Here is a 13,601-nt window from a genome sequence, read left to right as displayed (position 1 = left end):
TCTACCTCCACGATGCTCTTCAGCTTGCGGAATATCTGATTGTTCAGTTCTTTCGGTAATCGTTCCATGATCTCGATGTTGTTTAAGACATATAACCACTTCTTGTAAAGTGTATCACACTCCGACAAAGGTAATACAAATTTCGGCATTTCGATATAGATTTCGTTGAGCGTCTCGCTGAAAGGAACTTTCAACTCCCGGTCCATGCGCACGACATCCCAGCGGTATTTATCAGGACGGGACGGATCCATCACGTAGTTAAGGATGCACACGACATATACCTTGCTGATCTGGTAGTTCCAGCGTTTGCGGACTACTTCGTCCGGTTCCTTTTCGAGCCTTTCCTTTACGATCATCGATTGTTGCTGGATGGCGAACGAGGCATAGTATAACACCCTGTCGGAGAAGTACTTCTGCCGACTCTTCTGCATTTCAACAATAAAGACTTCCCCCTTTTCATTCTCGCAGAAAATATCGAAAACGGCACGTCGTTGGTCCTGCTTCAAACCGAGCATCTCGACGTTGCGGAACGTGATGTCGACGATTACTTCCTGTTGGATGACTTCATTGAGGAAACTGATGATAAGATCTTTGCTTACTTCACTGCCGAAAATCTTTTTCCAGCCGTAATCAGAGAAGGGATTGATAAATTTGTCCATAATTAAATGTTTTAGTCGAACTATTGATACTTCGCGGACAAATATAGGCAAATATTCCATACAGAATGGATCATTCGCCCATTATCTTTCCCGTTTCTAAAAAAAACAACGAATCCCCTGCGATCGAATGACTGCAGGGGATTGTTTTGTGTCTGCTACCGGTCTTCACAGAGGGAGAGCAGATGAACTTTTTTTTAATTTCATTACTTTAGTATTAATATTCACCGCTTGTTCGCCCTCGCGGGGTAGTTGCCGTTTTGTAGAGACGCGCGATGAATCTTAGAATTATTTGATTTTAGTATTTTGAAAGTGCCGCGCACTGACGCACGCGACACATTTATAATCCATTCGCTAATTACTTAACGATAGCTTTAACAGCTTCTTCGCCTTCAACAGCTACTACAACCACACCCTGAGGAGCAGCGATAGTTGCATTGTCGGAAGAGATAACTGTGTTAGCCACTGTCTGGCCTAAGATGTTAGTGATAACAACCTTCTTGCCGGCAGCGTTAGCAATTGTCACATTGCCTTCGCCGGCGATAACAGCCACTTCGGATGTAGCGATAACTTCGTTGTCTGTAGCGATATCGTCTTTAGAACCTTGTTCGATATTGAAGATCAAAGCATCGTCACCGCCTGTCTTGATTTCGTTGAAAGTAGATTCGTTCGGATCAGACATTACCAGACAACCGTTCTGCATCTTCAACCAAGAAGCGTTCTGAGGCTGGATAATATCAGCAGCATCCTTCGGCAGAGATTCGAACAAGAATGCACGATTCGGTTCTTCTTCTGCAGCAGCGTTTTCAAGGTCTACGAAACGGAATGACCAAGTGTAAGCCTTGTGTTCGTCACCCGTCAGGTTCTTGATGTAACGGCCGTTGTTATTTCTGTCTTTACCAACGTTAGCCTGATATGCGCTATCAGCCTTTTCGATTGCAGTGATGTCAATGTCTTTCGTATCCAGACCTGCGAACTGGTCAAGCAACAGATACAAGCTGTCACCGACATGCAAAGCGTCTACGAAACCGACACGGCTGTATTTACCCCACTTGTAGTCTTCATTAGCAACCGAGTCAACGAAGTTAACCAAATATTTACCTCTTTCGAAGCCTTCTTCCGTGATGTATTCATCGTGGATACAGTGATCAGGAGCAGCATCGCCCAGAGTTGCACAGATCGGACATTTCTTGCGGATCACGACATCTTCAGCCGGAACACGGTCGATAGATACCAGATACTGCGGTTTGATGTAGCCCAAGCCACGTGTTACCCATGCTGTATCTACATAGAATGATTTGCCTTCACCCTTGTTCACAGCGTCGATACCCAAGAAGTTGATGCCTTCTACCGTGAAGTGTTCGTTAGCTTCCATCTGCAAGAATTCGCCACGATATTTTTCTACGAAACGCAGTGTATCGGCAACATCGCCTTCATTGCCTTCCAGTTTGAAGGAGTCGAAACGACGGTAAACCGGCGTGTCGTCTACTTCTACAGAGAATGCGGAAGTACGAGTTTCAGTCATGATCTGTCTCTTCAGATACTTGTTGTTTTCATCCACACCTACTTTGCGCAGTGAATCCGGAGCCAGTTTGAAGGCTGTGTCGATCAGAGCATAGTAGATCTTGCCGTTTACATTGTTGTTAGCCTTGAAGAAGAACTTGGCAGTATCAGTAGCAGCCGCATCCGAAACAGCGATTCTGTTTTCACCGGCTTCAACGACCATCTTGTTCGTGCCTCTTGACTTCATCGTATAAGCCTGACGTTTCAACTGTGCCAGACCTTCTACAGCACCTTTGTAACCGAAGTTGGCTTCAGCACCTGTCGGAGCCAGTACATAGTTGTCTTTTGCACCTACATAGATAACAGAGTCACCGCTCTTCATCGCACCCATATACAGATCGTCGGAAGCGAAAGCAGTCCAATACTGCAACTTGTAAGCCGTTACTTTCAGAGAGTCATTGTTCAAGAAACGATAACCTCTGTGAGCATCAGCCATGATTTCGGCAGAAGCTTTTTCAAAACCGCCTTCTACTGCAACGGCAGCATCGAAGATTGTGGCGTCGGCATCGTTGTAAAGCTGCAAGCCGTCTGCAACAACTGTGCTGAACTCACGGTTTGTGATCTTCAGAGCAGAGACATCGCTATTCTTACGCTTCTTTTCGATAACCCACTGGAATGCAGTCATATCCCAAGGTTCTACGTTATCTTCCAAAGAAACCCAGTGAGGAATAGAATCTTCGTGGATAGGCACAGCCAGATATTTATTATCTTTGTTCTTGATCAGGTACAGACCTTCGTCCAAAGTAACCTTGTTGCCTACGTATTCGCCGCAACCGGAAATACCGAAGCTGATTTCGGTTTCTTTCTTGTTGTTGATAGTTACAATACGGATATCATCTTGTTCAACTAAGTCCTGAACAGTAACATAGTTTCTTTTATCATCATTACCAGTCGCGATATTTACCGTGTCAGTGCCAGTCGCATAAGCAGCAGCAAAATTCGCGTTGCTTCCTAAATTGGTAATCTGTTTAACCTGAATAACCAAACTGTCAATTGAAGGCCAATAAGTGAACAAGAATTTAGCTTGATCATTCAACATACCCAAAGAATCAGCTACAGTCGTATTACCGGTCGTGTTCTTGCTAAGTTTGGCATGTTTCAACTGTTGAGTATTGAAATCCAAGAACATCACGCCGTTGGCATTTGTATAAGCCGTATCAACATATACGTATGTACTGTCTTCTTTCTTTCCTGTCAAGATACGAACCCAAGGGCTACTTGCTGCTCCTGCCATAGTTGTATCAGCAAAGAACTTGGCGTCATCAGTAAAGTAATTTTTCTGACTGACTTTGTTCTTATCTTCATGGAATTTCAGTTTCACACCGGCCGTTGCTTCCTGAGTACCCAAAACAGTGTTGATCTGTTCAGCAGTCAATGTGATAGCAGCTGCTTCAGCCAATGTAAACTGTAACGCATTAGAATAAGCATTTGTTGATTCTGCCTCACGTTTCGTCAATACCAAATAAGCATTACCAGCCACATCCTTTCCGTTTGCCGATTTGTCCAAAGTCACGACAGAATCTTCATGGAAGTAATAATAAAGAGGTTTTTCTGACTGCAACTGATTCAAAGTATTAGAGAATGCCCAACCACCGATTGCGCCACCAACTTCCAAATCAGCAGTAGTACCATCTGCAGGTACTCCTTTCAAGTAATCGCTGGCTACTTCCAACAACTGGCCTGTCGCCTTGTTTCTAAATTCAAACTTGATTGCCTGACCTTGATTGTAACGTTCCACGTTTACACACCACAATGTGTTCAGGATAGATGCCTTAGCATTAGTAGCCTCCATCAACTTCAAAGAGTCATTTTGGATAGCAAGCACAGAGTCACCCGCTGTTACCAACTGGTAAAGCTTTCCTTCGTTGTTGCCTAAAGCCAACGAATTAACAGGAGTACCCACTGTTATTGCTGCACTTACCGAAAATGAACCCACCGCAAGCAGGGCGCTTGCCAAAAGAGTAGAAAATCTTTTGTTCATAATCTAAATTTTAATATTAATAATACAGTTAATTGAAATATCAGTTCTATATATATATGTACACGCATTTATAATGTACACGTGTTAACATTTGTTCTTTGATAGCAAAAACGATCCTTTTTTTTCGTCATTTTTTTTGCCTAACTTCGGAGTTCGTATCGGAAAGGTGGTTTTTCGTACTCAAATTGCTATCTAATTGATAAGAAAGGATATAGAGGTACGAAATTTTTTACAGAAAAGAATTGTGGTTTAAAAAAGTATATGTATTTTTGTGCAGTAAAAATGACGAAAAAAAAGGATCGTTTTTTTCGTCATTTTTTATTTCTACAAACATCTGATCCATAGGCATTTACCATAAAAACACCAAGTCTTAAAATTCATCAACCCCCTTTCGGTTCAAAAATCGGTGATTTTCGGGGGAATACCTCGATGCCTACTGCTTTTCAAGGGGGTGCTTATTCGTTTTTCATCCGATGCCTATTCGTTCAATTTTTTAGTTTTGCCGGATTTTGCCTGAAAAAGCTGCAAAAACTACCCAAATTGCCCCCGCTCCACTACACGGCTACCACTTGCTTGCCCATCTTCGTTTTTCGATAGTAACCTCTTCCTAATGAATCGATTAGACCATTCGTTTCTGCTTTACGAAGAAATTTATCGACATTCGACGCGGCGATTCCACGGACAGAAGCCTCGGCGAGGATCTCGGCACGCTTGAAAGTTTCCGGCTGTGAAGCGAACAAGTTGCGCTGATAGTGCGGGAACTTGAAATGCACTTCTTCGGAGGCAGGCTTGAGCGAAGTGGCCACCACATAAGCATGTTGCAGGCAGGTGGTCCCGACATGGAAAGCAGTGTTGAAATCATCCTTGCGGATCGTCCACGTACGTTCGGGATCGGCGCTCTCCCCCTTACGCAGGCCGGTCAGGACCATCGCAATGCGGAAGATAGCCAGGCGATAGCGCAGGACGGTCGATTCGAGATCCTCGTTGCCGAAAGAACGGACATTGTTGAATTCACTTTCGAAAAAGCGGTCCAGCCGTTTGCGTTGTGCCTCGCTGAACTTCACCCACGTCGGCGAACCGTCCAGGAAGATACCGATATTCAGTACACGCTGACCGATATCGTCCATATATTCGGCGGCAGCCGGCGTATCGTCCGACGAGGTCAGCGGACGGTATTTGCCGCTCCCGGCGATCTTGTACATCAACATGCGGCTGAACAGTCCGTTTTCGGTCGAAGGGATCAGGCGGGGCAATATGGCGGGCGTACCGCTCCACAGCAGCGCCAGTTCGGGACGCTTGGCCAGGAACGAACCGTTCATCTTGGACGAACTGCCGACCGGCTCGTGGTGCGCCGCCTTGTTGAGGACATTCCCGTAATTGCCGAAATCTTGCGACATCATGTAGGCGACCGTCTCCATCTCCGTCTCGAACATGCAGGAGGTGTAGGGAGCGTTGTCCTGAAGCAGTTCGACCAGACGGGCCTGGGTGACATAGCCCGGCACGCACAGGTTCTTTTGCTTCACGACCACCGGCTTTTCGGGAGCCGGTCCGGAAGGGCGGGCGGAACGGCTGTTGCGCTTGGACATCCGGTAGTTTTCGTATTCCTCCTTTTTTTCTTCATATTCCTTGACATAATGGCGCGAGTTGTCAAAGACATATCTCTGCCAGGGATCGACCAGCTTTTGCAGGGGAGCCATGCAGCCTTTGCCGCTGGCCGAACTGCCCGTCACGATGGTATAGAAAGGCGGACTGTAGGTGCATTCTTTCAAGGAGCCTTTGACGCCCGGCATCACGCTGCTCAAAAGCGTCAGGGCGGAGACAAGGAGTATGTCCTTCTCGGTACGGCACTCGGCACGTTTCAAGACGTCCGCGAGAAGGGGCGGAAGTTGTTCGTAAACAGACTCGTCGAAGTAGGGCAAAAGGGCATTATCGATCTCGATATCAGCCGATTCGACATCCGTTCCGGCAGCAGGCGCACCAACAGGACAAGCGGGGGTAAATTCGGTAGTTTTTACAACTTTCCCACTCGCAGGCGCCTCCTTCGGGCGATAGGGGTTGCTCCCGTGCGAGGAGCCGTAACGGCGATAAATGTCCGCCACGGTCTTCTCTATTTCGACAGATGTAAAATCGGGACGCGGGTAACGGCGGAGGCATTCCGATGCCACCTCGCCTTGCGGGAAACCGGCGTTGTTCAAGACGGAAGCCAGCTTCACCACGTACGAATGACGCGAGCCGGAGACGAAAGGATTGTCCTGCTCATACTTGTCGATGTAGTTCGAGAGCGAATGCCGGCCGCCGGCTGCCTGTACCGGCCAGGCGGCATGGGCCTGGAGGGAAGGATCGCAAACGGGAACGCGCAACACTTCCGCATCTTTCTTGTAGAACGCGCCGGGGTCGTTGCTGAAGAAGCAGGCGCGGTTGGGGTCTTTACCGGTGATATCGACCGTTACACCCGGAATATCCGCTTCCACGCGGCGACAGACGATCTCAAAGGCGGGTTTATGGTATTCCAATTCGCAGTCGACCAGAATGAAGAGCTTGCCCCCTGTGCCGGAGGGGCTGACGTGTCCGGCTTTCACATACGGGAGTTCATAAGCGCTTCGGAGCAATTCTTCGGGCGGGATGGGCGAGTCGTCTATATCGATGACGATGCAGCCGCTGTAGCGCACCATGTTTTCGAGTTTGCGGCCTCCTTCCATCACGCCGCCTGCCACATAGAGGGGCAGCTTCTTCTTGTATGCTTTGGCTTCTTCCGTCTTGCCGGCTTTGGCAAGGCCGCGCAGGTAGGCGATCTGTCTTGCATGTTTATCACTCTTCACCTCGTCGATGTACCGGTCCAAGGTCATTAAACGCATGTTTTCTGTTTCTGAAACAGAGCCGAAGTAGGTTCCTTCGACATTTTCAGTGTTTGTCATATTTTTGTTGTTAGGTAAAGGTATCAAAAGGGCCTTCCTGCGTTCGTGCTTGCTACGCGGGGCATATGGCTTTTTCAATATCTTCGGTTTGTATTGTTTCAAGGTTCTCCCAAATGGTCGACCAGGCAGGCGACCTGTTTCGGCGTATAGAGCTTCTGGAATTTGACCCATCCGGCAGCCGCCAGTTTTTCCTTTAAACCGCGTGACGTATGAATCCATACCCACATTCTTTTGTAAGCGATTTCGGGTGCGCAATCCGGGAAATAAAGGAGTGCGAACTCGGTAACACCCATTGCGCCTTTCACCGACATAAGCTCTATTTTTTTGTCATTCATAACTTTTTAGTCTTCTTTGTTTCTATCACTTCACAAATATAATCATTTATTTAATACATTGTTCTCTTTTATCGGATTATTTTCGAAAATAATTCAATGAATTACAAGCTGTTTATATATACATATAAACAGAAAAAAAGCTGACGAATGAAATCATTCGCCAGCTTGCATAAAAAAGAGGAATAAAGGGATTGTCACTGCATCGGGACGAAGCCTTCGTAGCGGACTGTCCAGCTTCCGTCTTTCGGGAAACCGGGGGCCTCTCCCTCCGAGCCGTCCCAGCCGCCGCACATCATGGCGACCGCCGTCAGCAAGGCTCCGTTGGAGGGGAAATAGGGGAAGGGGCCTCCTGTCGCCAGGCCGTGTTCGTCGAACTGGAATCCGGCGGAGGGGTGCATCAGCATGTCGACAGCCAGCGCAGGCTGCCCCGTACGGGCGGCGGCCATCGCCAACATCGGGAAGTCCCAGCCCCAGATGCGGTCGAACTGCCATTCCTTGCTGACTTTCTCCAACGTGCGCTTGAAGGTCGCGAGGTCTACCCCGTCACCGGGCAACATGCCATAGACGCCGGTCAGGGCCGGATGCTCGTAGGTATATTTCGTCCACATGTCGGGGATGCCTTCGTAGGTGGTGTAGACGCCGCCGGCAACGGGAAGGGGAGCCATCTTCGAGAGCACTTCCTTCCATTTCTTCGTCCTTTTTTCCGGCAGGCCCAGGCGGTCCGCCCACGCCAATGCCGTACGCAGGCCGTAGCGGAAATAGCCTAACTCGAAAATCGGGTTGATGGTCTGCAACGGGTCCGTATTCTCGGAAACGACGACGACAGGGGGACCCAGGACATATTGTTTCGCCTTTTTGTCGTAGAAAAGGTAGTCCGCCATATAATCGGCCGTGTTCAGCACGATGTCTTTCCATTTCTCCAACGTTTCGGGAGCGGGTTTCCGGCGGTATTGCATCTCGGCGAAGTAGACCGGGTGGGGTTCGTGCCAGATCAGGTAGGCATGGGCGCTGCCAGGCCATTCGCGGTTGAAGTTCCCGGTGCACTTCGGCCAGCGCGCACCGATGCGGCCTTCGCTCCTGGCGCGTTCGAGGGCTTGCGGCATAAAGTCCTTATAGACGTTCAGGTAGTGGTCGAAACATTCCATCCGGTTCCACAGCCCGTAGTGCACGCCGTGCCACCAGATCATCTCGAAATGGAAACGTCCGTACCAGCCGTTGTTCACCAGTCCGGATTCCTGGGGCGGGAACAGGCCGCTTTCGTTCGCACGCATCAGGTACTGCGAGAGGACGATGCGGCGTTCCAGTTCCAGCCAGCGGGGGTCTTTGCTGCCGGAGAGGTCGATGGCGGCTCCCGAACGCCAGTATTTCTCCCAGGCTGTGGCGCTCTTCTGTTCGATTGAGGCAACCGGTTCTGTCACGTTTGCGACCGGTTCCGGAGAAAAACAGCAGGTAAAGGAAAAGGTGGAGGTATGCCGGGGTTGAAGGAGGAAGGTATGCGCCTTTTCCGATTCGCGGCGGAAAGTGGCGGGGCCGGTCCAATCCAAAGCAGCGCAATAATGTGTATCATCCATCACGCGATCGATACGGACCGAGTTAGGCGAGAGCTTCTCAAAAGTGGAAACATGGCCGGAGATCGTGTCGTAGCGTCCTACATAATGCTTGAAATAGCGTCCGTCGGGATAGGGGAAGTCGAGGCAGATGCTCATATTGCCGTCGTTCAGCAGTTCGGATTCGATGCTGACTCCGATCATATCTTTATCGGGATGGCAGACGGTGCGGACTTTCACCACCTTGCGGTTCAGTTCGAAACGGCTGTAGACGACGCCTGTCCACAGGTCGATCTCCTGGCGGGCGTTGCCCAGGTCGATTTCCTTCGCTTCCGTACCGTCTTCGCGCAGCAGGCGGAAACCGATACGACCCAGGTTATAGCGGTGGGGGTTCTTGGTCAGCCATTCGGACAGTTCGGGCTGGTCGGGGTTGCGGAGTTCGTAGGCGATCTTTTTGCCGTGTGTCTCGACGACGACCGGACGGTAATCTTCGGCTTTCATCCCTTCGGGGAGGGGGAAACTGTACCAACTCCAGTCGGACAGGGTGTTGAAGGGGACGAAGGTCTGCAATCCGGTTATATCCATCCCGAAGGCGAATTTCCCGTTCCCTACTTGTGCCGGGCTTTTCAGGAGTGTCCCGGTCGTACACACGCGATGCCGCTTGACAACAGCCTCCCGGTCGATGGGTTCACCCATAACAGACAGAGGCAAAAGTACCGACAGGCAAAAGAGGCTTACTAAACTGATCAGTTTTTTCATGGTGGTTATCCTTTTATATGTTTTCTGTGGATAAAGATAAGGGACAACCACCGGGCCTCGGTTTACAGTTCTGATATTTTTTCTTCGATTTCTGGTAAATAATGGTTGACTTGTTACTTTTGGCTTGATCCAAAAGTAACCAAAAAATCAAGGCTTAACCGTCCGGTCTACTCCGGGCAAAGGTTCCGCTGTCGCCTGCGAAACTCGCTTCGCTCAGACAGCGCAGGCTCCGGACGCTTCACCTTTGTCCTCCGCTTGACGCCCGTCCGCTTAGGCCTTTCCAAGAAAGCTCCGCTTTCTCTTGGGATGGCCGATACCGACACCTATATAACAGGCAGCATCGGCCATCCCTGGGGACCGGAGAAGATCGGTTCCGCTGTATTATATCTTGCCGGTCTTCTTTTTCCAAATCAGGAAGAAGACCAAAACGACGATCGTCAGGGCAATACCGATAATCTGTGAAATGCCGGTTTCCATGCCTAAGCCTTCGGGAGCGACAAAGATATATGTCGAGCAGACGGCTGTCATGAACAGGGCCGGGATCAGCGTAACGACATAGGGCTTCTTCGAGATCACCAGGTAGACGGTCAACGCCCATAAGGTAAACACGGCGAGCGTCTGGTTGCTCCAGGCAAAATAACGCCAGATCATATCGAAGCCGTCCTTGTCTTTCTGGCTGTAGAGCAAAAGAGCGATAGCCACCAGGAACAAGGGGATGCAGATCATGAGCCGCTTGGAGATGCTGCGCTGTTCGAGATGCAGGAAGTCCGCCACGATCAGGCGGGCCGAACGGAAGGCCGTATCGCCGGAGGTGATCGGGGCGGCGATCACACCCAAGACGGCCAATATGCCGCCTACCGCACCGAGCCATTCTTTCGTAATGCTGTCGACGACAACGGCGGCATTGTTTTCGCCCATACCGTTGTTATGATAGAAATAGGTAGCGGCTGCCGCCCAGATCAGTGCAACGATGCCTTCCGTAATCATGGAGCCGAAGAAGATAGGGCGGCCGTACTTCTCATTCTTGATGCAACGGGCCATCAACGGGCTTTGTGTCGCGTGGAAACCGGAAATGGCACCGCAGGCAATGCTGACGAACATGATCGGGAAGATAGGCAGGTGGCCGGGATAGGTGTTCGGCATCCCGTCCGTGATCTCCGGCAACGGCGGATGGTTGACGAACAACATCACCAGGATACCGATCGCCATAAACAGCAAAGCGGCAGCAAACAATGGATAGATCTTACCGATAATCTTATCGACCGGCAACAAGGTCGCCAGGATATAATACAGGAACACGACAACGATCCAGAAAGTAGTATCCAGATGCTCCGGCGTCAACTTTGCCAGCAGTCCGGCAGGCCCGGCCACGAACACGGAGCCGACCAGCACCATCAGGATCACCGTAAACCCGCGCATGAACTGCTTGAAGTTCACGCCTAAGTAACGACCGATGATCTCAGGCAGGCTCTCCCCGTTATGGCGCAGGGACAACATCCCGGACAGGTAATCGTGTACCGAACCGGCAAAGATACTTCCCAGCACGATCCACAGGAAAGAGGCGGTTCCGAACTTCGCCCCCATAATGGCGCCGAAGATCGGACCCAGTCCGGCGATGTTCAGGAACTGGATCATAAAGACTTTCCAGGTAGGCATCGGGATATAATCCATGCCGTCCTGGTGCGTGTAGGCAGGGGTCGGCCGTTGGGCATCTATGCCGAAAATACGTTCGATGAATTTACCGTAGACGAAATAGCCTACGACGAGTGCAATAAGGCAACAAACAAAAGTAATCATAATGGGCAATTAAAAATTGAGAATTGAAAATTAGATTGATAAGGAGACAAAAGGGAGAAAATGGAAAATGGAAAAGCAAAGCGTCTCTTCTTTATTTTTCAACTTTCCATTTTCAGTTTTCAATTCAGAAGTCTTTTAACGACTTCTGAGATCATGCGGCCTTCGGCTTTTCCGGCTAATGCCCTGGAGGCAACGCCCATCACCTTCCCCATGTCTTTCGGACCGGCGGCCCCGACCTGTGCGATGATCGCCTTCAGCTCGACTTCCAGTTCTTCGGCAGACATCTGTTTGGGCAGGTACTTTTCGATAACGGCTACCTGTGCCAGTTCGTCGTCGGCCAAATCCTGACGTCCCTGCTGCACGTAGATAGCGGCGGAATCTTTGCCTTGTTTGACGAGCTTCTGCATGATCTTCAATGCATCGGCATCCGTCAATGTATCGTTGGCTCCCGGAGCGGTCTTCGCTTCAAGGAAGAACTTCTTCACGTTTCTCAGTGTTTCAAGGGCTACTTTATCTTTCGCCTTCATTGCGTTTTTAATGTCTTCGCTGACTCTTTCGAACAAATCCATAGTTTTGTAAATTAAAGAATTAAGAATGAATAATTGAACCTTCGGGTCTCCAACCATTCATCATTAATTTTTCATTATTAATTATTAATTATTAATCAGCCATTAGTCATTACCTAAAACTAATAACCGTGCCGCCCGATTTAGGCTTCTTGCTCTGGTTAGCGGCAGGCGTGGTGAACGACATGCCTTGGGTGCGTACCGGTTCCTCTCCCTTCCGGCGTATCTGCTGGACGTCTTTGGCCGTCCGCTTGTAGGCCGGTTTATCTTCCATGAAAGCGATCAGGGCGTCATCGTCCAATTCGTCGACGGCAAAAACAACGATTTCGGTATTCGGCCGCGAGTCGATATACTCGCCGTAATACTGCTTCACCCATTTGTCTTCTTCTTCTCTCGCTTTTCTTGCCGCTTCTTCCCGCTCTGCTGCCAGACGTATTTCCTCTTCGGTGGCAAGCTCCTGCTGTTCGCTCTGCGACAGGATGTCTTCCAAGCCGAAGCCGGTCACGAGGATCGTGATCTTGATCTTGTGGCCCAGACTGTCGTCATAGCCGTGCCCCCACTTCACTTCGTATTCGGTCTTGAACTGGGACATGAAGTTGTGTATATCCGTCATCTCGCTGATGCGGAGCTCGTCTTCATGGCTGTAGTAGATGACAAACGCCACGCGTTGGGCATTGAAAATATTGTTGACATCGTTCACCAGCGTGTTTTCCAACGCCTCGTTGATGGCCTGGTGCAAACGTCCTTCGCCCTCTCCGAAACCGATACTGATCAGGGCGACACCGCTGTTGCGCATCGTCGTGTCGACATCGGCGAAATCGACGTTCTGTTCGAGGTTGGTCGTGACAATCTCGGCAATGCTCTTGGCGGCAATCGTCAATGTCTCGTCGGCCTTGCGATTGGCCTGCGGAACCGGCATATCGGCGAAATTCCTCAACCGTTCGTTGTTGATGACAAGCAGGGAGTCTACGTTCTGCGCCATCTTCCTTACGCCTTTCAACGCTTTCACGATCTTCGGACGTCCTTCAAAGACGAAGGGGATCGTGACGATACCGACGGTAAGGATTCCCATATCTTTGGAGATCTTGGCGACGACCGGGCCGGCCCCCGTACCGGTTCCTCCGCCCATACCCGCCGTGACGAAGGCCATGCGGGTTCCGTCGTCGAGCATATCGTGTATTTCCTTTTCGCTTTCAAGCGCCGCGGCTTCTCCCTTTTCAGGGACATTGCCGGAGCCAAGCCCGTTCGTCGTGTTCCGTCCGATCAGGAGCTTGTCGGGAACTTCCGATTTCTGCAACGCCTGGTTATCGGTATTGCATAATACGAAAGACACATCCCGGATACCTTCGCGGTACATGTTGCTGACCGCATTACCGCCACCGCCACCGACGCCGATCACCTTGATGATTGTCTGAGGCGCTTTCGCCATATCGAAATCGTATGTATTATCTTCCATTGTCGTCTGTCTTTTATTGTTACCGA

At 49.9% G+C, this 13,601-nt stretch carries 8 protein-coding genes; all 8 read right to left on the bottom strand.

What is annotated here, in order from left to right; genetic code table 11:
- Positions 1–659: Rpn family recombination-promoting nuclease/putative transposase (locus RDN79_RS16065; RefSeq protein WP_308573267.1), on the bottom strand; the 659-nt coding region annotated here is incomplete at its 3' end.
- A gap of 355 nt (positions 660–1,014) precedes the next feature.
- Positions 1,015–4,200 carry a DUF6383 domain-containing protein gene (locus RDN79_RS16060; RefSeq protein ID WP_298552118.1) on the bottom strand — a complete coding sequence of 1,062 codons (3,186 nt, stop codon included), beginning with the start codon at positions 4,198–4,200 and terminating at the stop codon, positions 1,015–1,017.
- Positions 4,201–4,754: 554 nt separating this feature from the next.
- Entirely contained in the window at positions 4,755–7,115 is a 2,361-nt protein-coding gene (locus RDN79_RS16055; protein WP_298552116.1) for a DUF3987 domain-containing protein, read from the bottom strand.
- A gap of 98 nt (positions 7,116–7,213) precedes the next feature.
- Positions 7,214–7,450, bottom strand: coding sequence for a DUF4248 domain-containing protein (locus tag RDN79_RS16050; RefSeq protein WP_298552115.1), 237 nt, complete (start codon positions 7,448–7,450; stop codon positions 7,214–7,216).
- 194 nt (positions 7,451–7,644) lie between these two features.
- Positions 7,645–9,756 (bottom strand): hypothetical protein, encoded by a 2,112-nt coding sequence (locus RDN79_RS16045; protein WP_298552114.1) that lies wholly within the window; start codon positions 9,754–9,756, stop codon positions 7,645–7,647.
- A gap of 381 nt (positions 9,757–10,137) precedes the next feature.
- Positions 10,138–11,553 carry a carbon starvation protein A gene (locus tag RDN79_RS16040; RefSeq protein WP_298552113.1) on the bottom strand — a complete coding sequence of 472 codons (1,416 nt, stop codon included), beginning with the start codon at positions 11,551–11,553 and terminating at the stop codon, positions 10,138–10,140.
- A 119-nt stretch (positions 11,554–11,672) separates the two neighbouring features.
- A complete protein-coding gene (locus RDN79_RS16035) occupies positions 11,673–12,122 on the bottom strand; it encodes a GatB/YqeY domain-containing protein (protein WP_298552112.1) in 450 nt (149 codons plus the stop codon).
- Between the two features lie 109 nt (positions 12,123–12,231).
- Positions 12,232–13,575 carry a cell division protein FtsZ gene (gene ftsZ / locus RDN79_RS16030; RefSeq protein WP_298552111.1) on the bottom strand — a complete coding sequence of 448 codons (1,344 nt, stop codon included), beginning with the start codon at positions 13,573–13,575 and terminating at the stop codon, positions 12,232–12,234.
- Positions 13,576–13,601: the final 26 nt, after the last annotated feature.

The organism is uncultured Parabacteroides sp. (genome assembly GCF_902493135.1).
In the GTDB taxonomy this organism is placed as follows: domain Bacteria; phylum Bacteroidota; class Bacteroidia; order Bacteroidales; family Tannerellaceae; genus Parabacteroides.
This window is presented reverse-complemented; position numbering and strand designations above follow the sequence as displayed.